The 26089-nt window shown below is 56.6% G+C and carries 22 protein-coding genes; 8 read left to right on the top strand and 14 right to left on the bottom strand.

Annotation, left to right across the window (positions count from 1 at the left end):
- The first annotated feature begins 27 nt into the window (after positions 1-27).
- From BY447_RS22820 to BY447_RS22830, 3 genes are read left to right on the top strand one after another with little or no spacing between them, the layout of a single operon-like run.
- Entirely contained in the window at positions 28-837 is an 810-nt protein-coding gene (locus tag BY447_RS22820; protein ID WP_110332360.1) for a MetQ/NlpA family ABC transporter substrate-binding protein, read from the top strand.
- A 2-nt stretch (positions 838-839) separates the two neighbouring features.
- Positions 840-1940: an ATP-binding cassette domain-containing protein gene (locus BY447_RS22825; protein WP_110332361.1), complete on the top strand. Its 1101-nt coding sequence runs from the start codon at positions 840-842 to the stop codon at positions 1938-1940.
- Positions 1924-2574, top strand: a complete 651-nt coding sequence (locus BY447_RS22830) for a methionine ABC transporter permease (protein WP_110332362.1) — start codon at positions 1924-1926, stop codon at positions 2572-2574. Before BY447_RS22825 ends, BY447_RS22830 begins: the two co-directional genes overlap by 17 nt.
- 34 nt (positions 2575-2608) lie before the next feature.
- Here BY447_RS22830 and BY447_RS22835 read toward each other — a convergent pair whose 3' ends face one another.
- From BY447_RS22835 to ssuD, 5 genes are all read right to left on the bottom strand, one after another.
- Positions 2609-3826, bottom strand: a complete 1218-nt coding sequence (locus tag BY447_RS22835) for a monooxygenase (protein WP_013356546.1) — start codon at positions 3824-3826, stop codon at positions 2609-2611.
- Positions 3819-5279 (bottom strand): MFS transporter, encoded by a 1461-nt coding sequence (locus BY447_RS22840; protein ID WP_110332363.1) that lies wholly within the window; start codon positions 5277-5279, stop codon positions 3819-3821. The genes BY447_RS22835 and BY447_RS22840 overlap by 8 nt, the downstream gene beginning before the upstream one ends.
- Before the next feature lie 263 nt (positions 5280-5542).
- On the bottom strand, positions 5543-6955 hold the full coding sequence (locus BY447_RS22845) for an LLM class flavin-dependent oxidoreductase (RefSeq protein ID WP_110332364.1): 1413 nt from the start codon (positions 6953-6955) through the stop codon (positions 5543-5545).
- A 68-nt stretch (positions 6956-7023) separates the two neighbouring features.
- Entirely contained in the window at positions 7024-8436 is a 1413-nt protein-coding gene (locus BY447_RS22850) for an FAD/NAD(P)-binding protein (protein ID WP_110332365.1), read from the bottom strand.
- A gap of 26 nt (positions 8437-8462) precedes the next feature.
- Positions 8463-9635 (bottom strand): FMNH2-dependent alkanesulfonate monooxygenase, encoded by a 1173-nt coding sequence (ssuD, locus tag BY447_RS22855; RefSeq protein ID WP_110332366.1) that lies wholly within the window; start codon positions 9633-9635, stop codon positions 8463-8465.
- A gap of 274 nt (positions 9636-9909) precedes the next feature.
- On the opposite strand from ssuD, the gene BY447_RS22860 reads away from it, so the two are divergent.
- The 4 genes from BY447_RS22860 to BY447_RS22875 all read left to right on the top strand — a co-directional run bounded on the left by BY447_RS22860 (position 9910) and on the right by BY447_RS22875 (position 15043).
- Positions 9910-11799, top strand: coding sequence for an aliphatic sulfonate ABC transporter substrate-binding protein (locus tag BY447_RS22860; protein WP_110332367.1), 1890 nt, complete (start codon positions 9910-9912; stop codon positions 11797-11799).
- A 95-nt stretch (positions 11800-11894) separates the two neighbouring features.
- Positions 11895-12842, top strand: coding sequence for a sulfonate ABC transporter substrate-binding protein (locus BY447_RS22865; RefSeq protein WP_110332368.1), 948 nt, complete (start codon positions 11895-11897; stop codon positions 12840-12842).
- 359 nt (positions 12843-13201) lie between these two features.
- A complete protein-coding gene (locus BY447_RS22870; RefSeq protein WP_033785312.1) occupies positions 13202-14335 on the top strand; it encodes a glutathione-independent formaldehyde dehydrogenase in 1134 nt (377 codons plus the stop codon).
- A gap of 393 nt (positions 14336-14728) precedes the next feature.
- A complete protein-coding gene (locus BY447_RS22875; RefSeq protein ID WP_110332369.1) occupies positions 14729-15043 on the top strand; it encodes a hypothetical protein in 315 nt (104 codons plus the stop codon).
- Here BY447_RS22875 and BY447_RS22880 read toward each other — a convergent pair.
- On the bottom strand, positions 15040-15858 hold the full coding sequence (locus BY447_RS22880) for a DUF4225 domain-containing protein (RefSeq protein WP_110332370.1): 819 nt from the start codon (positions 15856-15858) through the stop codon (positions 15040-15042). The genes BY447_RS22875 and BY447_RS22880 overlap by 4 nt on opposite strands.
- A 346-nt stretch (positions 15859-16204) precedes the next feature.
- Here BY447_RS22880 and BY447_RS22885 point away from each other — a divergent pair, with 346 nt between their 5' ends.
- Entirely contained in the window at positions 16205-16906 is a 702-nt protein-coding gene (locus tag BY447_RS22885) for a haloacid dehalogenase type II (RefSeq protein WP_110332371.1), read from the top strand.
- A gap of 31 nt (positions 16907-16937) precedes the next feature.
- Here the strand turns inward: BY447_RS22885 and BY447_RS22890 are convergent, their stop codons facing one another.
- The 8 genes from BY447_RS22890 to arnB all read right to left on the bottom strand — a co-directional run bounded on the left by BY447_RS22890 (position 16938) and on the right by arnB (position 25962).
- Positions 16938-18467: a Fic family protein gene (locus tag BY447_RS22890; protein WP_110332372.1), complete on the bottom strand. Its 1530-nt coding sequence runs from the start codon at positions 18465-18467 to the stop codon at positions 16938-16940.
- Positions 18468-18613: 146 nt separating this feature from the next.
- Positions 18614-18979, bottom strand: a complete 366-nt coding sequence (gene arnF, locus BY447_RS22895; RefSeq protein WP_110332373.1) for a 4-amino-4-deoxy-L-arabinose-phosphoundecaprenol flippase subunit ArnF — start codon at positions 18977-18979, stop codon at positions 18614-18616.
- Positions 18976-19296 (bottom strand): 4-amino-4-deoxy-L-arabinose-phosphoundecaprenol flippase subunit ArnE, encoded by a 321-nt coding sequence (gene arnE / locus BY447_RS22900; protein ID WP_110332374.1) that lies wholly within the window; start codon positions 19294-19296, stop codon positions 18976-18978. Before arnE ends, arnF begins: the two co-directional genes overlap by 4 nt.
- Entirely contained in the window at positions 19296-20963 is a 1668-nt protein-coding gene (arnT, locus tag BY447_RS22905) for a lipid IV(A) 4-amino-4-deoxy-L-arabinosyltransferase (RefSeq protein ID WP_110332375.1), read from the bottom strand. The genes arnE and arnT overlap by 1 nt, the downstream gene beginning before the upstream one ends.
- Positions 20963-21865, bottom strand: coding sequence for a 4-deoxy-4-formamido-L-arabinose-phosphoundecaprenol deformylase (arnD, locus tag BY447_RS22910; protein ID WP_110332376.1), 903 nt, complete (start codon positions 21863-21865; stop codon positions 20963-20965). Before arnD ends, arnT begins: the two co-directional genes overlap by 1 nt.
- Entirely contained in the window at positions 21865-23844 is a 1980-nt protein-coding gene (gene arnA / locus BY447_RS22915) for a bifunctional UDP-4-amino-4-deoxy-L-arabinose formyltransferase/UDP-glucuronic acid oxidase ArnA (RefSeq protein ID WP_110332377.1), read from the bottom strand. The genes arnD and arnA overlap by 1 nt, the downstream gene beginning before the upstream one ends.
- Positions 23841-24824 carry an undecaprenyl-phosphate 4-deoxy-4-formamido-L-arabinose transferase gene (arnC, locus tag BY447_RS22920; RefSeq protein ID WP_110332378.1) on the bottom strand — a complete coding sequence of 328 codons (984 nt, stop codon included), beginning with the start codon at positions 24822-24824 and terminating at the stop codon, positions 23841-23843. Before arnC ends, arnA begins: the two co-directional genes overlap by 4 nt.
- Position 24825: 1 nt before the next feature.
- On the bottom strand, positions 24826-25962 hold the full coding sequence (gene arnB, locus BY447_RS22925) for a UDP-4-amino-4-deoxy-L-arabinose aminotransferase (protein WP_110332379.1): 1137 nt from the start codon (positions 25960-25962) through the stop codon (positions 24826-24828).
- Positions 25963-26089 lie beyond the last annotated feature (127 nt).

Below are 26089 nucleotides of genomic sequence, written 5' to 3' on the forward strand. Positions count from 1 at the left end.
TGATCTATTTAACCTCAAGGAATCACCATGACACGCTCAGAAACACTACGCGCCGCCCTGGGTGGTCTGCTGCTGACCCTCAGTGCCGCGGCGACCGCAGCGAACTATTCCGGCCCGCTCAAAGTGGGCACCACCGCCGCGTTTGCCCCGCCGCTGGAGACCGCCGTCGCCGAAGCAAAGAAGCAGGGACTGGATGTTGAACTGGTCGAATTTACCGACTGGACTGCCCCAAATGTCAGCGTAGAAAATGGCGATATCGACGTCAATCTGTTCCAGCACAAGCCTTTTCTGGAGAATGCTAATCAGTCCGGCGGCTTCCATCTGGTCGCTTATGCACCAGCCATCATCAATAACATTGGTCTTTATTCCAAAAAACACAGCGCGATTGATCAGGTTCCCGAAGGCGGCACCGTTGCTATCGCCAACGATCCGATTAATGGCGCACGCGGATTATTGCTGCTGCAGAAGGCGGGGCTGATTACGCTCAAACCGGTTGTGGGACTGAAAGCAACCGTTGATGACATCGTCAGTAACCCTAAAAAGCTGAAAATTATCGAGGTGGAAGCGGTACAGCTCTCGCGCTCGCTTGAAGAAGTCGACCTGGCGCAGGGCTATCCACACTATCTGCGTCTGGCAAAAACGATTGATCCCAATAAGGCACTGCTGTTCGACGGGCTGGAGCACCCGGAATATGTCATTCAGTTCGTAATCCGTCAGGGTCATCAGGACGATCCGAGGCTGGCGAAGTTTGTTGATATCTATCAGCACTCTCCGGTAGTCCGCGCCAGCCTCGACAATTTCTATGGCAAACTCTATCAGCCAGGCTGGAGCCAGTAATCATGGTCAGCCTGAGCATCCCTGAGACGTCGGCATTGTCCGATGCCGCTACACGCCATACCAGCGGTGCCTCACACGTCATCATTGAAGCATTAAGTAAGCGCTATCCCGGCCAGTCTTTGGATGCCCTGCGCAATATTGATCTCGGGATCCATCGCGGAGAAATATTCGGCATCATTGGCCGCAGCGGCGCGGGAAAATCGACGCTCATCCGCTGCCTTAATCGTCTGGAAGAACCGACTGCCGGACGCATTGTGATCGATGGCATCGATATCAGCGCGCTTAACGCGCGGCAGCTGGTCGAATGGCGGCGCAGCACCGGCATGATTTTCCAGCACTTCAATCTGCTGTCGGCCAAAACCGTACGGCAGAATATTGAGCTACCGCTAAAAGTGGCAGGCGTGCCTGCTGCCGTGCGGGCGCGCAAAGTGGATGAGCTGCTGGCGCTGGTCGGGCTGGAGGCGCGGCAACATGCCTGGCCCGCACAGCTTTCCGGTGGACAGAAACAGCGCGTCGGTATTGCACGTGCGCTGGTCCACGATCCGGAACTGCTGCTATGCGATGAAGCGACATCAGCACTCGACCCCGAAACGACACGCTCAATTCTGGCGCTGCTTAAAAAGATCAATCAGCAACGCCATATTACCATTGTGCTGATCACCCATGAGATGGACGTCGTTCATGACCTCTGCCACAACGTTGCGGTAATCGATCAGGGTGAAATCATTGAGTGCGGCCCGGTCTGGCAGGTTTATAGCGACCCGCAGCAGGAGACGACGCGCCAGCTGCTGAACCCGAATCACCAGGCTCTGCCAGAGTCGGTCGGCACACGCCTGACTGTCCACCGGCAACATCATCAATCTCGTCTGTTGGTGCGGTTACGCTACACCGGGCAGGGTGCACAACCCGATATCGGTGCGCTGAGTGCAGAGATCGCGGGCGAAATCACCCTGATTTACAGCGCTATCGAGTGGGTTGACAGCAAACCCACCGGCCAGTTGTTGCTCCTGCTGGATGCCCGACACGAGGCGCAATCCGTGACAACTCAACTGGCGCACATCGCCGATCGACTGGAGGTATTAGGTTATGTCACCGGCTATTGAACGTTTATGGGTCGCCTTTCTGGATACGCTGCTGATGGTAGGCTTCTCCTCTGCGCTCGCGCTTGCACTGGGCTTACCCATGGCGGTGATTCTGGTGGTCAGCGGACGCGGCGATCTTTTTCCCAGCCCACGACTTAATCGGGTGCTGGGCTGGGTAGTTAACCTCTTTCGCTCCATCCCATTTCTGATCCTGATGGTGGCGTTAATTCCCTTTACCCGCTGGATTGTGGGAACCACCTATGGCGTCTGGGCAGCCGTCGTACCGCTTACCCTGGCGGCCACCCCGTTTTTTGCCCGTATTGCGGAGGTCAGCCTGCGTGAAGTTGATAAAGGGCTGACCGAAGCGGCGCAGGCCATGGGATTTTATCGCTGGCATATTATCTGGCATGTGCTGCTGCCGGAAGCGCGGCCTGGCATCGTCAGCGGTTTTACCATCACGCTGGTGACGATGATTAACGCGTCAGCGATGGCCGGCGCCATCGGTGCAGGAGGATTGGGGGATCTGGCGTATCGTTATGGTTATCAGCGGTTTGATATGCAGGTAATGGTGACAGTTATTGTGGTGCTGGTCGCGCTGGTGACGTTGCTTCAGTTGTGCGGTGACCGGCTGTCGCGACGGCTAAACCACCGCTAAACGCGTAAGGCCGGGATCACCCGGCCTTGCTGTATTATGACGCTTCGCCGTTGCCGATCTGCCAGATAAACGTCGGATCGTTGCCGTTTACCTCCCAGTCACCCACATTGCGGATTTTGTAGATCACCGGATTGTGTGACGACACCGTGCGGGCGTTGCGCCAGTGTCGGTCCAGCGCCTTGCTGACGCGGGTATCTGACGCGCCCAGCGCATTGAAGAACTCCGTGGCGGCACGCGTCACTAACTCCACCGCGACCACCTGCGCCCGGGCGGACTCCACCTCGGCCTGAACGTTCGCCGCGTGAAGCTCCGCTTCATTGGCACCGCTCAGTTGCAGTTCAAATGCCCGTTGCAGTGAGTGAGTCGCCCGATCAACGGCGGCTTCAACGGCCCAGGTCCAGCTGCTGATCTGACCAACCACCTGCAGCACCTGCACATCCTGCTTAACCTGGGGCGCATTGCCGTGGCTGTAAATCCGTTTACGCTGCGCGACCCCCTGTGACGCATCACGCACTACGGCCCGGCCTATACCCGCCAGCGTGGCTAATAACACATGCTGATAAAATGCTGTCTGATAGCGAAAGCGCTCACTGAAATCATAAACGTGTGGCTGCTCCACACGGGCATGATGAAAGCGTGTGGTGCCACTGCCGGTCAGCCGCTGCCCGAAACCATCCCAGTCGTCATCACGTTCCACCTCATTCTGATGCGTGTTCACCAGCGCGATGACGTCGCGGCCGTTGTCCGTGCGCTGCGCATAGACATCAATCCAGTCCGCATAGAGCGTGCCGGTGCTGTAAAACTTCTCACCGCTGATCCGCCATTCTCCCGCATCGGGTGAGACCTGGGTGTTGACCTCACCCAGCTTAACCGCCCCGATTTCACTCCAGCCACTGCCCACCAGCTCGCCATCCACAAAACGGCGGAACCAGCGCCGCCGATCCTCACTCTCCGGCTGGTTCAGACGATCTTCGATAAAGGCAAAGTGCGCGCGCAGTGCCTGCGGCAGATTCGAATCCGCTTCGGCCAGCGCGGTCAGCAGGGAAAAGAGCTGCGGCAGCGAGACGCCGAAGCCACCTTCTTCTTTGGGGATGCGCAGGGTGCCAAACCGCGCCTCTTTCAGCCAGCGGATCGGCTCATGCAGCAGAGTACGATCGATTTCACGTGCGGCGGCGCCTTCAGCAATGCGGCTGAAAAGTGGCCGGAACTGTTCGGTCAGCGCGGCAAATTCAGTACGGGTTAATTCAGACATGATCTTCTCCTGTTACAGGTTGTTCATCAATGTCCTGTCGGGTCGGTTCAAACCGGATAATCAACAGGAAAATAATCGGAAGAAGGGCGGCGAGAGAGACGATCCAGAACATGTTGGTGCCATAACGGGCCTGCAGAATGGGCAGGATAAATAGCGCCAGTGCACTGCCAATGCCAGAGAGCGAGCGACTGAAGCCAACACCGGTCGCACGAATGTGGGTCGGATAAGAGAGCGCCGGATAGATCATCAACTGCGCGCCGGGGCCGAACCCTTCGGCAAACAACCAGAGTCCCAGCATCAGCACGGCAAACACCACGCCGGCAGTGGCCTGTGGATGACCGATCAGCGCCAGTGAGATCAGCGCGATAAACTGCAGGGCAAAACCCGCAATCGCCACATGCCTGGAAGGGAACTTCCATGCCAGTCGCATCCCCAGCAGGCCGCCGGTAAAGGCGAACAGCGCGTTCAGCCCCAGTGAGGCGGAGATGGTTTCAAACACGCCCGCGCCCAGGAACTGCGCCAGGATAGAGGGCAGGAAGAAAGCAATGGCGGTGTACTCAAATGCGATACAGACGTTCATTACTGCGCTGACGATCGTGCGTTCGAGGTAAGGCTTCTGAAACAGCACGCGGAAACTCACTTTCGGGGCCGCTTTCACGGTTTCGGTTTTTTCGGGCTGCTCTTCATGCGCAATAATGCCGTAGGAGTCGCGCAGGATACGAACTGCACCGCTCAGGTCTCCCTGATTGGCGGCCCACAGCGGTGACTCATTCATGAACTTGCTGCGCACCGCGATAATGAGCAGAGCCGGTACCGCGCCAAACAGCAGCGAGGCGCGCCATAACCAGTCGATGTGTTCAGCTGGCAACAGGAAATAGAGCGCAAAAATAATAAAGAAGCAGGCAGATGACGCGGCATACCACATCGGGCACCAGGCCGCGAGGCGCGACGCTTTATTGCCTTTGCCGGAGAATTTAGAGAACTCCGCCAGGTAGGCCATGGCAACCGGCAGATCGATCCCGACCCCGACCCCCATCAGAAAACGCGCGCCAATCAATACCCAGACGTTGGGCGCCAGACCGGCAGCTATCGCAGAGACCACGAAGAACAGCATGTCCGCCATAAACACCGAGTAGCGGCCATATTTGTCGGTGAGCCAGCCGCCGACCAGATTGCCGATGATGGTGCCGATCATAATTGAAGAGGTGACCAATCCGGTCAGCACCGGGGTTAAGCCAAACTCTTTCACCACATCGTCAATACCATAGGAGAGCGTGGTGAGATCGTAGGCGTCAAGAAATACACCGCCCAGCGCCAGGAACACAATCCAGCGCGCGTAGCTGTTTTTCTCCGTATTACTGTTGATTAGCCGGGCCACATCACTCACCGAACGAACCGGCGTGGAGTGAGGCGGCGAGGCGGTCAGGGTGTTGTCAATCTCTAATGTACTCATCATATCCTCGTTATTATATTCAGCAGGTAACGAGGTTTTTATAGGCATTTAAGGCATGGTTAACAACCAACAAATAACGATAACTATTTCAATATATTCAATAAGTTAATCATTAAAAGATGACCACGGCAGAAGCCGGATGAATAGCAGGATTCATCCGGTACGAATTAAAGCATTTTTCTTTACCAGGCCTGAAACCGGCGCGCTTCTTTAGTCGTTAATAAATCTGTAAAGCGATGACTGAGACTATTAACCGGCAGATTTCATCCTGATATTTCAGCGCTATCTATCTGCGTTTCTGCGTCAGCGTGGCGGCGGTAACCGGCACCCGGATGTGGCAACGCCAGCCGCGGTCCCTTTCCGAACAACTTTTCACGCAGCGTGCCGGGTTGATAATCCTGCTTGTAGACGCCGCGCTTTTGCAGTTCCGGCACCAGCAGTTCCACCACGTCGGTAAAGGTTTCATGCGTCACGGCGTAGGCGAGGTTAAACCCGTCAACGTCGGTCTCTTCAACCCAGCTCTGCAGTTCATCCGCTACGGTTTCGGCGCTGCCCACCAGCAACGGGCCAAAACCGCCAATGCCCACCCAGTCAGCCAGCCCCTGCACCGTCCACTGACGATTGGGATCGGCGGTGGAGAAGGTTTCAACCGCCGACTGAATGGCGTTGGTATGCAGATGCTTCAGTACCTGATCCGGCTGATACTGCCCGAAATCGATACCGGTCCAGCCCGAGATGAGCGCCAGCGCGCCTTCGTAACTGACATAGCTTTTGTACTCCTGCCATTTCGCCTGCGCCGCCAGGTCGGTTTCACCCACAATCACCGTCTGCAGATTGAAGATCAGGATGGAACGCGGGTCACGTCCCGCCTCAGCGGCCCTGCGGCGAATATCTGCCACAGTTTTCTTCAGCAGTACTTTCGACGGTGCCGCGACAAATACACATTCAGCATGCTCCGCTGCAAAGGCCTTACCGCGGCTGGAGGCACCGGCCTGGTATAGCACCGGCGTGCGCTGCGGTGACGGCTCGCAAAGATGAATACCCGGCACCTGGAAAAACGTTCCCTGATGGTTAATCGGATGGATTTTGTTGGGGTCGCTGAATATATGACGTTCATGATCGCGCAGGACAGCGTCGTCTTCCCAGCTTCCCTCCAGCAGCTTATAGATAACCTGCAGATACTCATCGGCGTAGTCGTAGCGCGCATCGTGATCGGTCTGAGCCTGATGCCCGATATTGCGTGCGCCACTTTCCAGGTAGGAGGTGACAATATTCCAGCCAATACGGCCTTTGGTCAGGTGGTCGAGAGTCGAGATCCGCCGCGCAAACGGGTAGGGGTGTTCAAACGACAGCGAGGCGGTCAGGCCAAAGCCCAGGTGTTCCGTCACCATGGCCATCGGCGTGACTAACGCCAGCGGATCATTTACCGGCACCTGTGTAGCCTGACGGATGGCAGCATGATTATTACCGTTGAGCACGTCATAGACACCCAGCACATCAGCAATAAACAGCCCATCAAACTTACCGCGCTCCAGCAGACGCGCTAAATCGGTCCAGTACGCCAGATCTTTATACTGCCATGAGCGGTCACGCGGATGCGCCCACAAGCCGGGTGACTGATGACCAACACAGTTCATATCGAAAGCATTCAGGCGAATTTCACGTTGCGATGACATAGCGACTCCTGAGCGGATGCGGCAATCGCTTGCCGCCCACCTTTTAATATGTGTTTTATAAGGAAGATTCAGTAAGTGAGTGAGCCGGGACATCGCTCGCTGACAGGCAGGGATAGGGCATTCAGCAGTTGCCGTGCAACAGACTCGGCATGTTCCGCCACCTGCGGTAATCCCATCAGCTCGCCAAAGCGACCCCGTGCGGCAGGCCCGGCAACATACAGTCCGGGATTCGCTTCACCGTTCACATTCAGCGTCTGAGACAGCGCATTAACCTGTATCCCCAGCGCCAGCGGGTCAGGCTGGATAACGCCATCGCCATGGAGCTGACGCAGCAGCGCATTGCTGTTAAGCAGCGCGTTGTGTGCAGGGCCGGTGGTGACAATGACTTTATCCACCTCCAGCCTGTGCGATTGCGCGCCACGCAGTCGCAGCGTCAGCCGGAGCGTTGCGCCATCCGATTCAGCGGCGATAAGGCGCGCCGCCAGCAGAGTCAGCTGACCGCTGGCCTGCTGCTGGCTGAGAATCTGACTCACCTGCGGCGCAATCCGGTAGCGGTGAACATCCCACCATGGGCGCAGATGATGCAGAAAGCGCTGCTGCTCGTGCAGCGACAGACTCTGCCAGATGCGCTGACCGTTACGGCGGATATCATCCAGCACCAGCTGCCAGGGCAGATTCAGCGCTGCCGCCTGTTTAACCTCCTGTCGCACCCGCTGTAGCCAGCCGCGCGCGGTCGCGGATTGCGGCTGACTGTAATCCAGGGCGTAAGTCTCATTGTTGCCACTCAGGTTGGCACGCGGCAGCTGGCCACGACGTGAGAAGATGGTAATCTTTCCACGGTGCTGCTGAAGATGCAGCGACGCCACCACATCGGACATGGTCAGCCCTGAACCAATAATCGCCACCCGATCGTCAGGGGCGACCTGCGCCAGCGCGTCGCGCTGCCAGGGATTGGCAATCAAAGCCGGATGGCCCTGTAGCGGCCTCAGCAGAGCAGGCAGATCCGGCGGGGGATGACTGATCGCCAGCACTACCTGATCGGCATGAATCTGCTGCCCGGAGGCCGTGGTCACCACGCCATTCTTAAAGGCAAGCGCACTGTCACGCAGATGACTCAGTTTCACCGGTGAGTGCTGCTGCTGATGAACAAACTGCGCATTGACCCAGCGTCCGAATTCACCGCGTTGCGGGTAGACGTTGCCGTCATGCCACAGCGCTTCCGGATCGGCCCTGAAGCCGGCAGAGGCGCGATAATCGCGATCGAAAACACCCTCTTCATCACCGGCAAGCTGCATTCTGCCGGCCGGCACATTAATGCGGTGGGCCGGATCGGTGGTGCCGTATGCCACGCCCTGCGCCAGCTGTGCGCGAGGTTCAATCACCGTCACCTGTAATCCCGCCTGGCCAGCGCGGGCCAGATGGATCGCCAGCGCAGTGCCGGTGAACCCGCCGCCGATAATGACAATCTGCTGTTGTGACATAAACGAGCCTTTTTTCTGTTAACTGACTAGCTGGCGCTGGCCTGTTTAGCCGGGCGACGGTCGCCACCGATAGTTTCACCAAACGGACCGGTGTTGACGCTGCGCTGTTTCTTTTCGGCATTGGCGGCCAGCGGCAACAACGGCATTACCAGCTCAGCAAAGCGGTGTGCCTCTTCAAGATGCGGATAGCCGGAGAAGATAAAGTTTTCGATCCCCAGCGCCTGATACTCCCGGATGCGATCGGCAACCTGCTGCGGATTGCCAACCAGCGCTGTTCCTGCACCGCCGCGCACCAGACCAACGCCCGCCCAGAGATTGGGACCAATACGCAGGCTCTCCCGCGACCCCTGATGCAGGGCACTCATCCGCGCCTGACCGGCGGAGTCCATGCGGGCAAAGATTTTCTGCGCGGCAGCGATAGTTTCTTCATCCAGATGAGAAATCAGTCGATCGGCGGCCGCCCAGGCTTCCTCTTCCGTTTCACGTACAATGACATGTAAGCGGATGCCATAAGAGAGCGTGCGGCCATTTTCCTGCGCCCGCTGACGAACCACCGCCAGCTTCTCCGCGACCTGTTCAACCGGCTCGCCCCACGTCAGATAGGTGTCGATCTGATTCGCCGCAACGTCGATAGCGGCCTCAGACGAGCCACCGAAATAGAGTGGCGGACCGTCTTCCTGCACCGGCGGGAAGAGGAGCTCGGCGCCTTCCACGCGAATATGTTCGCCTTCAAAGTCTACCTTCTCGCCTTTCAGCAGGCGGGAGTAAACCTCAAGAAATTCTTTGGTCACCTGATAGCGCTCTTCATGACTCAGGAAGATGCCGTCACCTTTGTTCTCTACCGGATCACCACCCGTGACCACGTTGATCAGCAACCGGCCGCCGGAGAGACGGTCCAGCGTCGCCGCCATCCGCGCCGCCAGGCTGGGCGGTTGCAGGCCGGGACGCACGGCCACTAAATAGCGCAGCTTTTTAGTGATTGGTGCCAGTGCCGAGGCGACCAGCCATGAATCCTCGCAGCTTTTACCGGTCGGGATTAACACACCGTAGTAGCCCAGATTATCTGCCGCCAGCGCAACCTGCTGTAAATAGGGTAAATCGACTGCTCTGCCGCCTTCGGTGGTACCCAGATAGCGCCCGTCGCCGTGGGTAGGCAGAAACCAGAAGAGGTTGAGGTTTTCCTGTGTCGCATGACTCATTAGCAGCTTCCTTTATAACGATATTAAAATTTATCATATAGGGTTAATCCCTTTTGTTATATAGCCTCTAGCAGGATGCGTGCCACTGCGATGAAATATTTTTATTATTAAAATTCAATAACTTATGGTTTTTGTGGCACACGCTAATCTGCTGCGTTCGCAACAGGCATAGTTGCATCCTGCTGCATTGGCAACAATCTGACTCGTTCCGCCTCTCGTTTCGGCGTTAGCGGCGCGGTATGGTCATGGTTTTCCCGTTCATCCGGTAAATGAGATGCAGATATCCAGCCCTGAGTTAATTGACCCCGCATCGCGCGCCTTTAAAAGCGTGCTGGATCAGCTCGCGCCCACCGATGCGACGGTACTGATCATCGGTGAAACCGGCACCGGCAAAGAGGTGATGGCGCGCTATCTGCATCACCACAGCGTCCGCAGCCGGCAGCCTTTTCTGGCGGTTAACTGCGGCGCACTTACCGAGAGCCTGGCGGAGTCGGAGCTGTTTGGTCATGAGAAGGGTGCCTTTACCGGCGCACAAGACAGGCATCGTGGCTGGTTTGAGGCGGCTGAGGGCGGCACGCTGCTGCTGGATGAGATTGGTGAGCTAAGCCCGTCGCTGCAGGTGAAGCTGCTACGCGTGCTGCAGGAGCGTGAAATTACCCGCGTCGGATCGTCCAGGCCGGTAAAAGTTAATGTGCGGGTCATTGCCGCGACCAACCGGGATCTGGCGGTGGCTATCCGTGAACGGCGATTCCGGGAAGACCTCTATTACCGGCTGAATGTGGCCAGCGTCACACTGCCGCCGCTGCGCCAGCGCTGCGAAGATATTCCGGTGCTGGCCAGTCACTTCCTGCAGCTCTATGCGCGCCGTCTTGGTCGTCCTCAGCTTCGCCTCAGTGACGAAGCCATGGCGGTGTTGATGAACTACAGCTGGCCGGGCAACATCCGTGAACTGGAGAACACGCTGCACAACGCCGTGCTGCTCAGCAAAACTTCACTGGTCACGCCGCAGCAGCTGCGGCTAAGCCCTCTTGCGGGGAGCGACCTGCCGCAGGGAGAGGAGGCGCTGGATCAGTTTTTACGCCAGCAGATGCAGCAGAGTGATACACCGCTCTATCCCCGGGTTATTGGCGCACTGGTCAAAAATGCGCTGGAACTCACCCAGGGTAATCAGTTACAGGCGGCCGCGCTGCTGGGTATCAGCCGACATACATTGCGCACACAGCTGGGACATCTGGGGGTGATTAAACCGCGCCGCGGTTCAGTGCGTCAGCGTGATGCTGCTCCCGGTCAGCAGCCTGAGCGGGAGCGGGAACTGCGTATTGGTTATCAGAAATTTGGCAACCTTGGCATTCTGAAAGCCCGCCAGTCGCTGGAGCAGCAGCTGGCCGGGCAGGGTGTCAGCGTCATGTGGAGTGAATTTCCTGCGGGTCCGCAGCTTCTGCATGCACTGAGCAATAAGGAGATCGATTTCGGGACCACCGGTGAAGTTCCCCCCTTGTTTGCGCAGGCCAGCAACAGTCCCATGGTCTATGTCGCCTGGGAACCTGCCGCCCCGCAAAGCGTGGCGCTGCTGGTGCCGAACAGCAGCCTGATTAAGCAGATTGGCGATCTCAGAGGCAAACGTATTGCCGTGAATCGCGGCTCCAACGTTCACTATCTGTTGTTGCAGATTCTGGATGAGGCGGGTTTAGCGCTGGATGATGTGCGTATTGTCTATGCCCCGCCTAAATATCCGCTGACGCCCAGCGATCTCAACGCGGTGGATGCCTGGATGATGTGGGATCCGTTACTCAGCGATGCGGAGAACAGCGGAGAGTTCAGGGTGATTGCGGATGGCACAGGCCGGGTCAATAACCATCAGTTTTACCTGGCTGAGCGCGGATTTTCGACGCACTCTGGCGATCTGTTACAGGTTCTGCTTAGCGCACTGGAGCAGACCGGCCGCTACATTGATGCGCATCGTGCTGAAGCTGCCGGGCTGCTCTCAACGGAACTCGGCATCTCTGCAACCTCACTGATGCACGCCTTAGCCCGGCGCAGCCATCAGACCCAAAGAATGAACCTGGCCATCATCCGGGAACAGCAGACTATCGCCGACCGCTTCTATGCGCTGGGGTTATTCAGTCGCGCCATTCGCGTACGCGAGTCGGTCTGGCATCCATAGCGTTTTTTTAGCTAAGCATCGAACATTTCATCGCTAAGCGCTTCAAGCCGCGTTTGTTATGTTGCGCAGACAACAACCAGACTCAGGAACGAGAGATGAAAAAAGTTTTACTCAGCGCTTTGATTATTGCCGCCCAGGCGGGTTTCGCGTTCAGCACCCAGGCAGCAGAGAAACCCGAGACAGTGAACATCGGTTTTCAGAAAGCCAATATCTTTGCGCTGCTGAAGTATCGCGGCACGCTGGATCAGGAATTTAAAAAGCAGGGTATTGCGGTGCACTGGATTGAGTTCCCGGCCGGACCGCAGATGCTGGAGGGCTTAAACATCGGCAGTATCGATCTGGCCGCTACCGGCGACGCGCCACCGACGTTCGCGCAGGCCGCGCAGGCCGATCTGGTTTATCTGGGACACTCGCCAGCTAACCCTAAAACCGAAGCGATTGTGGTGCCCGCTGACTCACCGATCAAAAGCGTGGCGGATCTCAAAGGCAAACGTGTGGCGCTGAACAAAGGCTCTGACGTTAACTATCTGCTGGTCACCGCGCTGGAGCAGGCAGGGCTGACCTATAAAGATATTACGCCGGTCTATCTGCCACCTGCGGATGCGCGCGCCGCTTTCCAGCGCGGCGCGGTGGATGCCTGGGTCATCTGGGATCCCTACTACGCCGAAGTGGAAACAAACGCCCACGCGCGGCTGATTAAAAATGCCGAAGGGCTGGTGCCGCACTACACCTTCTATCTTGCCAGCCGTAAGTTCGCGGAGCGCTATCCACACATCGCTTCTGAGGTGGTGGATGAGCTGGGTTCACTGAGTCAGTGGGCTAATCAAAATCAGGAAGAAGCCGCAAAAATCATGTCCACCTCAACCGGTCTGCCGCAGCCGATCTGGCAGCGTGCGCTGGCAAGGATGCCGTTTGGCGCAGAGCGGATGACGCCAGAAGTCTTCACCCAGCAGCAGGCGCTGGCAGATACCTTTACCGGGATTGGTCTGTTGCCGGTGAAAGTCGATATCCGCAGCGCGACGTGGTCACAGGATAAGAAGTAGGCAAACATCAGGCGGATGTTTATCAGGATAAATGCCGCCTGACATCTGATGATAATCAGGCCCGGTAAATAGCAACAGGCGGCCTCGCTAATCCTGTTCCAGCATTAGCCCGGAACTTTACAGCAGGATGAGGATAAGCAGAACGGCAGAGGGAGATGAACGGTTTTTTAGCGAAGCGGTTTTACATTTCATAGAGTTACATGATATTTCTTTTTCCAGACTGCGCCATAAGCTGTTCTACACTTACATCTTCAGTCGCGCCATTTGACTGAAAAAGCAGCATCACGAAGAAGGTGGCGACAGCAATGCATCACGCAGTCGCCACCCTCAAAACTGATCATGCCTGTGAGGTAAACACTATGAAAGCAGTTGTCTATAACGGACCTTTTGACGTTTCAGTCAAAGATGTCCCGGATCCGAAAATCGTTCGTCCCACCGATGTGATTGTCCGTATTACCACCACCAATATCTGCGGTTCTGACTTACATATGTACGAAGGGCGAACCAGCTTTGAGCAGGGTCGCATCTTCGGCCATGAGAATCTGGGCCAGGTTGTTGAAATTGGTAGCGGTGTAGATCGGATTAAAGTCGGTGATTATGTCTGCCTGCCCTTTAATGTCGGCTGCGGCTTCTGTGAAAACTGCGAGAAGGGGTTAACCGGTTACTGTCTTACGGCAAATCCGGGTACGGCCGGTGCCGCCTATGGCTTTGCGGAGATGGGCGAATGGGAGGGTGGACAGGCGGAGTTACTTCGTGTTCCTTTTGCTGACTTTAACTGCCTGGTACTGCCGCCGGATGCGGCAGAAAAGGAGGAAGACTACGTTATGCTGTCCGACATCTTCCCCACCGGCTGGCATGCCACTGAGCTGGCAGGCTTGCGCCCTGGCGAGAGTGTTGCCATTTACGGCGCTGGCCCGGTCGGCTTAATGGCGGCACATTCGGCCATGATTAAAGGCGCATCACAGGTCTTTGTGGTCGATACCCATCCTGACAGACTGGCGTTAGCCGAACAGCTTGGTGCAGTGGCGATCAATGGCGTGGGCGATGACGCGGTCAATAAAATCCTCGAACTCACCGAGGGGCGCGGCACGGATTGCGGTTGCGAATGCGTGGGTTATCAGTGCTGCAATAAACATGGCCACGAAGATAACTCCGCCACGCTGAACAGCCTTGTTGCATCAACTAAAGCCACGGGCGGTATTGGTACGGTAGGCGTTTTTGTTCCTCAGGATCCCGGCGGGGCAACCGAACTGGCTAAAGAGGGCAAAGTGCCGTTCGATTTTGGTACGTTCTGGTTTAAAGGTCAGTCAATGAAGACCGGCCAGTGTAACGTGAAAGCCTACAACCGCCAGCTCGCAAGGCTTATCCATCAGGGCAGAGCTAATCCGGCGCAGATCATTTCGCATCGTCTTGCACTGGCAGACGCTCCCGAAGGCTATAAGCATTTTGACGACCGGGATAATGGCTGGACAAAGGTTATCCTGAAACCCTGAATCATGACGCACAGGATATAAGCCACATTCAGGCTGTGGTGATAAGGAGAACTAAAACTGCCTGTCTGTGGTTTGAAGCTTTATATCGCGTGTCATGACCTTGCCGAAGCTACCGGGTGTCGCGCACGTCATACTCAGCAGCTTTTTCTTAACTGAATTGGCGCTTTCCATTCCGGATAAACCGGCTTCTGTCAGTACACGATGACTGGTTAACAGGTCTTATTACTCCAGCAACATCCCGGTCTTAATGGCGGTTTTCGCGGAGACGATGACGCTTTCCCAGCGGGAATTCTGTCTGCCGGGTGTTGTGGGGTAAACTGACGGGGGTCGATAACTAGACCGCTTTCTGCTATATCTGTTGTGTTTCCAGGAGCATTTTAAGGACGAAAGGCAATGAGAGTAAGTGAAGAAGCCCTGCTGCGCTCGGGCTTCAGCCCCGCAGACCTACGAAAAGTTAATAATAACCTTGCCAGCTATGGCGGCACCCTGGGAGATGCCATTCAGGATCTGTCCAGACGCTTCAGAATAGCGCTGACCGTGGTGCTGTGCTGTCTCGCTGTATTTATTTTTCTACTATTTGTTGGCTCCAGCGAAACGGTTTTTTCCGGGGGGATTGCGCTTCTCTGCGGTTGTGCGGTTGCCATTTTTGTTCAAACGCCAGTGTTGTCTTATAAGTCCTGGCGATACCAGAGAGCAAACAGAGATTAACGGCTACGTTGGTCGGTCGTGAGAAGGTCAAAAATCACTTTCGCTTTGACGCCATAATCCACGATTTTCATCGTTAATTTTGGTCTGCTCATGGTGTCAACTTTCCGGTAGTAGTCACGGGGAAGCCACCGGAACAGACGCCACGCGACGGGTTTTCTTGCCAGACCAAAAACACTGTAAACGCTGGCACTCAGTGTTGCCGCATTGTAGAACGCCAGTCCTGTGTTCGGGCTGAATCCCATGAACTGCGCAGCTTCCATTGCCCCGTCTGCAAAAATTCCTTCAGAGTGTGACTCTGTGCCGTAACGGAGATGACTGACTTCCTTCGATATGCCATTTACGCCGTCAATGAACAGTGTGGCACCGGCCAGCATACCGATGGGAGTCATGGAAGAGATCATGATCATCCCGCCGAACATGGCAACCCCGGACAAAACGATATGTACGGCAGAGATGACATACCCTACAATTTTGTTATTTTCTCGGATAAAATCCACTTTAGCGATGAGCTTTGCGGTCTGCATCCGTAGCAAGCGATCCTGCTCACGAAGGTTCTCAGTCTCTTCCCGAAGTTTTTTTATACAAGCTATACAGTCTTCATCGGTCCTGGCCTGACGTGCTGCGGCAAATTGTTTCTCTACAACGTCCCTGATTTCCTGAACAAACTGAAGCCGGGTGAGGCTGTCGCGCAGATGAAAGCCTGAAATCACGTTAGCGGCTTCTATCAGCTTTCTCGCTTCCATATTGACCATCGTTTCGGCCCATGCCCGGTTACGGCCACCTGAACGCATCATTGAAATTAACGCAGCATCCATTTTTACTCTCCCTGTTGATTTTACCGTTCCAGAGGTAATAAACCATTCTCTTCGTGTGTAAACCATACACCAGGGAGGGAAGGAGCAGACGTTATAATGGGATATATCCAGATGCTGTTTAGCTGAGAATTGAGAAAAATAGTCCACCTTTGATGTATCTAATTGATATTTAACATAATTAGTATTGTGCGCCATACCTCCAGGCTTAAGTTATATCTGGTTTTGCCAATCTACCTTCAACCTATCGCTGCCCCCAAATCTTGAGTAAACCTCCTCAGTGTCCTACCTTCAGACAGCGTCTGACAAAGCCTCACAATCACACCCAATACATCAGCCGGAGGCCCCCATGACCCGCATTCATAACCCCGAACCCTGTAGCGGCACCCTGTTTTTCGATGTCAATGAAACCCTTCTGGACACCACCGAACTCAATCAGGTTGTTGCTCAGCGCCTCGGCAACAGGCCGGAGCGCGCCGAGGCCTGGTTTACCTCGCTGTTGCATCATTCACTGGTCGAGTCAGTGACGGGCAGCTGGTACAGCTTTGGTGATATTGCCGAAGCGGTACTGAAGATGACCGCTGCGCGTTACGGCGTCACTCTGCCAGCTGACGCGACGCCGCTGGCTGACATTATTGCAGCGATGCCCGCCCATCCGGACGTTGCCGCAGGACTAACTGCCCTGAAGCAGCAGGGATTTACGCTGGTTGCGCTGACCAACTCCTCAGCCGCGTTGGCAGAAAAACAGCTCAGTTCAGCCGGGCTGGTACCGCTGTTCACCCGCATCCTTAGCGTGGAACAGGTGCAGGTCTATAAGCCCGATCTCAGAGTCTATCAGTGGGCAATGAAAGAGATGGGCAAGCCCGCCGCAATGTGCATGATGGTAGCGGCGCATGGCTGGGATGTGGGCGGCGCAAAACGTTCAGGGATGAAAACCGCTTTTGTCAGCCGTCAGGGACAGGTCCCTTATCCGCTGGCACCTGCACCCGATTTGATTGTCAGCGATATCCAGGCGCTGGCCGCACAGCTCAAACCGCTCTGCGGAGCATAGTGCACAGGGATTCCCGGTGAAACCCAGGCAGTCAGTCTGCCTGAGACTCAAACGCCGATCTGACCGCTTCCACGATACGCCCGGACAGCGTCGCATCGTCCAGCAACGGGAACGTTTTTTTAAGCTTGCCGGAGATTTGCCAGCCATTTTCCTTCAGCGAACGAATAATGCGACTCGCGTCCTGATCGGGCATTTCAATGACTTCCTTCAGGCGCTGCTGTGCACGCTGAAATATCACCAGTACGCGCGCTTCATCAGCCATCTCTTTTCGGACGGTGTGCTCTATTACTTTGCAGGTATAAAGCACATGTTCGGTTAAGTCGGGATATTGCCAGGCGAACCGGGCATCCTCATAGTCGCTGAAACTGAAGTTGCTCAGCGTGCCATCTTCATAAGTTTTGAGTTCGCCAAACCGATAGCAGCCCGCATAGCGCCGCATCAGCCGTTTCGAGAACACGTCCAGCGTGCGATCGTAGCCGACCCGAAAATCCATCGAGCTGGTGATGGTGGCTGAGACCGGCAGGATGACTCCATCCGGTATCGCCCCGTCACGAATCAGCGTGTCATTGATTAAAAACCGGTGGATGCGACCATTGCCATCACGCATCGGATGGATATAGACGAAGCCAAACGCAATAACCGCGGCACGGGCCAGTGGCGCAGCGCCCTGTGTCGCCAGGTCAAAGGCTTTCAGGCCCTGCATGAAGCGAGGAACATCATCATAGTGTGGCGCAATATAGTGGACGATATCTTCACGCATTGTCGACTGCCCGACAAACACGGGTGAGCGGCGCAGGCCCAGTCCCAGTGCGTCCTGGCCAAGAATGCCCTGCTGTATGGTATGCAGGCTGCTATCACTGAGCGGATCGTCAAGCTGTCCGCAATACTGCGCAATAACGTGAGCAAAACGCTGAATGCGGTCACCCTGATCCGACTCTTTCTCAATCAGAAAACTGGCGCGCGACTCTTTAAATGTCAGCCAGCTGGCAGTGCGCATCAGAATGTCTGCGCCAAAGGCGTTATCCAGATCGTTTAAGGCATCATGGAGATCGAACGTAAGCGCCTGCTCAACGGCCGCGGTTCTGCGCACCAGCGGGCAGAAATCCACCGATCCCGGCAGGTTATCATTGATGCGCCAGCGTCTGACGCGCTTTACTGTTGTTCGGGTCAGACAGGCTTTGGATGAAATGGCCTCAATATAGCCTCCATTGGTGACATCCGTTACCTGCAGCGTGTTGCCGGTCAGCCATTCATAGAAAAAGCCAGCCCGTCGCGCATACTGTCCGAACGGCTCCTGACGGCACCACGCCTCCAGAGGCTCCGGGCCGACAGCGGTAAACAGGCGGGCAAAAAACTCCAGGTGAATCTCTTCGTATTTGAGACCGAAGGCAAAGTGACCGGCAAAATCATCTTCCGGCTGATAGCCAGGGGGATAATGATTTTCCACCTGCCCCTGACTCTCATGATGAGAGCGTACCGTTCCGATAGCTGACTTAACGCGTAATGGCTGCGCCAGTCTGATAGCATAACGTTCGCGCAGTGCGCTGAAGCCGACCAGCATAGTGAATCCTTTATCCGTTGCCCGAAAACAATAACAAAAAGGATATTTAACACTAAAACACTAATGTGCCTATCATGGCGGCATTAATTTTTGCCCGAAAACGTTAATAACCAGGATTTACAGTGTGGAAACGCTAATTTATTTGTTCAGGGCTTAACTACAATGCACAGTAGCCCGATAACAATAATCGCCACGCCTGCCAGGCTATGCCAGCTGAACGCCTCATGGAAAACCGGCACGCAGACCGCCACCAGCCAGACCAGCACGTAACTCAGGCTGAGCAGCGGATAGACCCGGTTCAGCGAGAAATAGTACAGCGCCCGTATCCAGCAAAGCATCGAGACACCATACGCGCCCAGCCCGGCCACCAACAGCAAGGCGGGCAGTATGGCAATCGCAGGCAGCGACGTGAGGCTACTGACATCGGGCAGCCGCGGCATCGCCCAGCGCATCATCAGCTGTGCCGCTGAAACCAGCAGCACGCTGCATGCGACCCATCCATACCCTTTCATAGCTGACTCGCCATCAGCGCCACACCCGTTACCACCAGCAGCGTACCGGCAATCTGGCGCAGCGTTAACCTCTCACGCCAGAGGATGCGGCCGGCCAGCGCAACGAAAATGAAGTTCAGGCTCAGCATGGGATAGGCCTGACTGACGGGTACCCGCTGCAGTACCAGCAGCCAGAGGAGCATCGCAACGCCTAACAGCAGCACGCTCACCCCAATCCAGCTCAGGCGAATCCGGCGCGATGCCGCATGAGTCGCCTGTTTCTGGCACAGCTGCGCACTGCAGCTGAGCAGACTCACCAGCACAATCAGCAGCAGCATTACTTCATCTGACCGTAGTAAAGGCAGACCAGCCTGCCCTGACGATAGACTGCATCAGGCACCGGCACATCCTCACCGATATCGCTGTGAACCGAGTCGACCAGCAACAGCAGCGACACGCTTCCCGTGCGGCGATGATCGGCAAGCCAGCCGCCGAAGTCCGTCTGAGAGACAAAGCGGGACTGCGCATCCGGGTAGCTCAGCCCATATTCCAGCTCGCCTTTGGTGTCGTAGAAGCCAATATCGCTGCGCTGCAGATGCCAGGCGACGGCAGAAGCCACGCCGGGATTGTCCGCCAGGATGAAGCGGCTGGAGGCCAGACGCGCGCTGATCGTCGAGACAAAGTGCTGCGGCTGTTTAGCGTCGCGGATTTTGTCCGGGATCGCAGCGCCAATAATCAGTGCGACCCCCAGCGGGCAAAGCGCGGCCGCCAGCCAGCGGCGCTGTGAAGATCGGCAGCTGTATGCGCCCACCAGCCCCCAGATAAGAAACGCCAGTGCCCCCAGCGCCAGTTTCAGCATCTCGTGTGTGGCGAACAGCGGATGATGCGTCACGCTCCAGGGCGCCAGCACCAGCAGCACCGTTGCCAGGGTGAGAATGCCGAAAATCAGGTTAAGCCAGCCATTGACGGTTAATGCGCGCCCTGCCCGCTGCGCGGCGTTCAGCCCATAGTGCGCCATCAGCAGCGACAGCGGCACAAAGCAGGGCAGAATATAGGTCGGCAGCTTGCCCTTTGCCAGGCTGAAAAACAGCAGCGGCATAACCGTCCAGCTCAGCAGATAAAGCGCGCCCGGATGCTGCTGACGCTCGCGCCAGCCGGTCATTAACGCGCCCGGTAACAGCGCCAGCCACGGCAGTGTGCCCAGCAGCAGAACCGGCAGGTAATACCAGAACGGTGCCTTGTGCTGTGCATTCTCTTCCGCAAAGCGCTGGATATGCTCAACCCAGAAGAAGTAGTGCCAGAAATCGGGAGCCTGATGATAGATCGCCAGCGCCCAGGGCGCGCTGATCGCTGCGGCTGAAAGTACCGCCAGCGGCCCGAAGCAGAGCAGCTCCGGAAGTCTCTTGCGCCAGATCGCCCACGGCAGAATCGCCAGCACCGGAACCGCCAGTGCCAGAAAGCCTTTGGTCATAAATCCCATGCCGCAGGCGAGACCCAGCAGCAGATAACCGCCCACACGGCCAGTTCGTCCGGTAGCCTCCGTCGCCAGCCAGAAGCTGCACATCGCCGCCGCCAGCCAGAGCATCAGCATAGGATCGAGCACCGCATAGGTGCCCACGCCGTAGACCAGCAGCGAACTGAGGAACATCAGGGTGCCGACCGCGGCGGTACGCGCCGAACCAAATATCCGCCTGCCGAGCCAGAAGATCAGCGCCGCGGTGATAGCAGTGGAGAATATCGAACCCGCCCGCACGCCAAAATTGTTGTGGCCAAACAGCCACTGACCCAGCGAGTTAATCCAGTAACCCGCAATCGGTTTTTCAAAATAGCGCAGGCCAAAGAAGTGCGGCGTGATCCAGTTACCGGTCGCCAGCATCTCCCGGCTGATCTCCGCATAGCGGGTCTCATCCGGTTGCCAGAGATCGCGGAACACTGGCGGGATAAGGTAATAGAGAATAAAGAAGCTGAAAAAAAGCACCCACATCGTGTTGTTACGTATCCGCACTAGTTCGCCTCTTCAGTCAGTTGCTGGCAACCCAGCCACCCTTCCCGTCCGGGGATTTCGCCTCTGACGACCCTGCCTACCGGTAACATGCTGAGATCGTCGGGCAGCAGCTCGCCTAACGGACAGAACTGGATGCCGTTACGTTCTGCAGCATCCAGCAGCCGGTCAAAGTCCGGGTAGCCGATGATCCCCTCGACTTCGGCATGTATGGTGTAAACCGCGCCCTCATCAGACGCGAGCATCTTCGCCAGAATGTAGTCGTTATACCCTTCTGCGCTGACCTCGCGGCCAACCACTTCATCCCATGTGGGCAGCGTTACCGGGATCTGTACCGTGCCGATCTGCCCATCAGGCAGCAGGGGCCGGAACGGGCCGCTGCCCCGACAGTCGCTGTTGTAGTGAAAGCCGAAGTCCTGTTTGGCGGCGATCACCCGGCCATCAGCGCGCCAGCCTGCAACGGCCGAGCAGCTGACCGGGTGACCGAGGATCTCACTCAGCGTTTCGGTGCCGCGCGCTATCTGCTCCACCAGCTTATCCTGCGGCCAGACGCCCGCCCAGGTCTGCCAGGCAAAGTGGTCCCAGGCGTGCAGACCAACTTCATGCTGACGTGTGGCGTCCTGCATGATTTGCCGCAGGCCGCGTCCCATCTGCTTTCCCGGCCAGGCCGTGCCGGCGAGCAGAATGTCCCAGCCATAGAGCGATGCGGCACGGGAACGCAGCATCTTCATGAGAAACGCCGGTTTCACCAGCCGCCAGAGATGGCGGCCCATGTTGTCCGGTCCCACGCTGAAGAAAAAGCTGCCCCGCACCGCATGACGCCGGAACAGCTCAAGCAGCGCCGGCACCCCCTGCTTCGTGCCGCGCCAGGTATCTACGTCAATCCGCAGACCGATCTTCTTCATCACTTGTCAGCCTGTTGCTCGACGGTGCGCAGGAAGAAGTCGAGCGTGTTGTCGATAGTGACATCCATCGTGACGGTCGGCGTCCAGCCCAGCAAACGACGCGCATTGCGGATAGCGGGTTTGCGGTGCTCTACATCCTGATAGCCTTTGCCGTAGTAGCTGCTGCTCTCCACTTCCCGGAAACCGGCAAACGGCGGAAACTGGCTGCGCAGCGGATGACGCTCAAAGCTTTCCAGCAGCTGCTCGGCCAGCTCTTTGATACTGGCTTCATTGTCCGGGTTACCGATATTGATGATCTGACCATCACAATTCTGCTGCTTGTTTTCGATAATGCGGAACAGCGCTTCCACGCCATCCTGAATATCGGTAAAGCAGCGCTTCTGTTTGCCGCCGTCGATCAGCTTAATCGGCGAACCTTCTACCAGGTTGAGGATCAGCTGAGTGATCGCACGGGAGCTGCCGATGCGTGCCGCATTGAGGTTATCCAGACGCGGTCCCATCCAGTTGAAGGGACGGAACAGGGTAAAACGCAGCCCCTCTTTTTCGCCATATGCCCAGATCACGCGGTCCAGCAGCTGTTTCGATACGGAGTAGATCCAGCGCTGTTTGTTGATCGGCCCGACCACCAGATTAGAGGTATCCTCATCGAAACTGGCATCGGTACACATGCCGTAGACCTCAGAGGTAGACGGGAAAATGATGCGCTTCTGATACTTCACGCAGTCGCGAATGATTTTCAGGTTCTCTTCGAAATCGAGTTCAAACACGCGCAGTGGGTTGCGGGTGTACTCAATCGGCGTCGCAATCGCCACCAGCGGCAGGATGACGTCACATTTTTTGATGTGATACTCAATCCATTCAGAGTGGATCGCGATATCCCCTTCGACAAAATGGAAGCGCGGATGCTCCAGGAAGCGGCTGATAGCGTCTGAACTGATATCCAGGCCGTAGACTTCGAAATGTTCATCCTGTAGCAACCGCTCGGTGAGATGGTTACCGATAAAGCCGTTAACACCCAGGATCAGCACGCGGGTACGGCGCTGCAGCACCGACTGCGGCTTTGAATAGAGCAATGCGCCAGGCACCATGCCCAGGCTCTGCGCCAGCTGACTGCCGTTCATGTAAACGCCATGCTCAGACTGTCCGGTCTGGATTTCCAGTGCGCCTTCGCCGCAGGCGATCAGGAACGGCTGTTTAGAGATGACCGTACCCGGTTTCGCCTGCTGCTGCTGCGGATGAACCCGGCTCTTCCAGACGATAAATTTAACCGAACCGGCAAAGGCGAATGCGCCAGGCCAGGGATCGGTGACCGCTCTGACCAGATTGTGAATCGTCGCAGCAGGCTGATTCCAGTCAATGCGGCCATCTTCGGCCGTGCGACCGCCCACGCGGGTTGCCTGGCTCTCATCCTGTGGCCACTCACTGACCTCACCCTGACGCAGGCGAGGCAATACGTCGCTCAGCAACTGCTCTGCGGCCTGGGTCAGCTTGCGATGCAGCGTCAGCGCATTGTCCTGATCGTCAATGGCCACTTTCTGCTGCGCCAGAATATTACCGGCATCAGCGCGCTTCACCATGCGATGCAGCGTGACGCCGGTTTCTCGCTCGCCATTGACCAGCGCCCAGTTCAGCGGTGCCCGGCCGCGGTATTTAGGCAGCAGGGAGCCATGCAGGTTAAAGGCCCCCTTCTGAGCGCATTGCAGGATCTCATCGCTCAGCAGATGGCGATAGTAGAAGGAGAAGATCATCTCTGGTGCCATGGTACGGATGCGGTCAAGCCAGATCGGATGATTCGCCTCGTCCGGTGCATAAACCGGAATACCGTGCTCTGCCGCCAGGCGGGCTACCGAGCCGAAAAAGTTATTTTCGGTCGCCACGTCGTTGTGCGTGAAAATGGCGGTGATCTCATAGCCTGCATTCAGCAGGGCATTGATGCCGACACAGCCCATGTCGTGATAGGCGAAAACAACGGTCTTCATGATTGAGTATCCTGTACTGAAGGCTCTTCAGGAGCCTGAACAATGCGTTGAACGAAATAGCGCGGACGCGCGCGAACGTCGTTATAAATGCGCCCGATGTACTCCCCGAGCAGTCCCATACCCACAAACTGGGCACCGATAAACATGAACAGCACGGCGAACAACACGAAGACGCCATCACCCGCCCAGGCCGCACCAAAAAAGAGTCGCAATACGATTAGCACCAGTGAGAAAGCAAAGCCGGAGAGCGCAATCAGGCTGCCGACCACGCTAAGCAGTCGCAGCGGCGTAGTGGTCAGGCAGGTCACCAGGTCGTACATCAGGTTGATCAGGCGCATAAAGCTGTATTTCGAATCGCCAAAAGCGCGTTCGGCGTGGATCACCGGTAGCTCGATGGTGTGACGGGCAAAGGTATTGGCCAGAATCGGAATAAAGGTGCTGCGTTCGTGGCAGTTGAGCATCGCCTCGACGATGTGGCGGCGGTAGGCGCGCAGCATGCAGCCATAATCCCCCATTGCTTTGCCGGTGACCCGCTGAATCAGGTGGTTGAGCGTGCGCGAGGCCTTACGACGGAACCAGGTGTCCTGGCGCTGCTGCCGGACGGTGCCCACAACGTCATACCCCTGACGCGCAGCCTCGACCAGCCGCGGGATCTCTTCCGGCGGGTTCTGCAGATCGGCATCAAGGGTAATAATCAGATCGCCACGGACCTGGCTGAACCCGGCCATGATGGCAGAGTGCTGACCATAGTTGCGGTTGAGCAGCACGCCGGTTATCCGGCTGCCGGGAACGGTGGCGGCCTGTTCAATCAGTTCGGCAGAGCGGTCACTGCTGCCGTCATCCACCAGCAGAATTTCATATTCAAGGTTGATGGTGTCGCAGGCGGCGCTGGTGCGCTGCAGCAGCTCCGGCAAACTCTCCTGCTCGTTATAGACAGGGATCACCACGGACAGCATATTGATCGGTTTGATATCGCGCATCTCAGGCTCCGGCAATGTCATGTAAAGCCTGAATCACGCGTTCAACATCCTGATCCGTCATGGATGGAAACAGCGGAATTGAACACATCTGCTGGCTGTTACGATCACTGGCGGGCAGACGCAGATCGGGATAGCGCTCGCGGTAATATTTGTGGGTATGCGCTGCACGGAAATGCAGGCCGCTGCCGATGTCCCGCGTCTTCAGCGCCTGCATAAAGGCATCACGGGACAGGCCGCAGCGTTGTTCATCAATGCGGATAATAAACAGGTGCCAGGCATGCTGATGCGGCCACTCTGGCCGTGAAAGTGGCGTAAAAGGCAGCGAGCACAGCGCCTCAAGATAGCGTTCAGCAATCTCACGGCGGCGGGCAATAAAACCTGGCAGTTTCTGTAACTGTACCAGCGCAATGGCTGCGCTGATATCGGGCAGATTGTATTTGAAGCCCGGCATCATCACTTCCGCCTGCGGCAGACGCCCCTGGGTCTGACGATCAAATGCATCCACAGCAAGGCCATGAAACTTCAGGCTGCGGATACGATCGGCGAGAGCGGCGTCATCGGTCACGACCAGGCCGCCTTCCGCGCAGGTGATGTTTTTGATGGCGTGAAACGAAAAGATTGCCGTGCCGCGATGCCCGACCGGCCTGTCGTGATAAGTCGTGCCCACCGCGTGAGCCGCATCTTCAATAATGGCAATGCCATGCTGCTCAGCCAGTTGATAGATCGGTGCGATATCGGCGGGCGCACCGGCGTAATGCACCGGAATAATGGCGCGGGTGCGTGGCGTAATAGCCTGAGCTATCCGTTCCGGCGTCACCATCAGGTTGTCCGGATCCACATCAATCATGACGGGCGTGGCACCCAGCAGCGTAATCAGGTTCAGGGTTGAAACCCAGGTCATGGATGGCGTGATCACCTCATCGCCAGGCCCGAGCCCCATCGCCATCAGCGTGACATGCATCCCGGCAGTAGCCGAGCTCACTGCAATGGCATGCTGGTTGCCGGTCAGCTGAACAAAGGCCTGCTCCAGTTCGGCGCATTTCGCCCCGGTTGTTATCCATCCGGAGTCGAATACCGCTTTAACAGCAGCCTGCTCCTCATCACCGAATGAAGGGCGGGAAAATGGCAAAAAATCCATGCTAAAACTCCTGCAAATCAAACCCATAAACTGTCGCGCGTTGTTAATCGGATACAACGCCGGAAAAGAACTGTAATAGCGATTTATCAATGTCTGGCAGGCAGATAAGTCATAACAGGTTTCCCGT

It is taken from the genome of Pantoea sp. JKS000250, from assembly GCF_003201065.1.
GTDB classification, from domain to species: Bacteria; Pseudomonadota; Gammaproteobacteria; order Enterobacterales; family Enterobacteriaceae; genus Pantoea; species Pantoea vagans.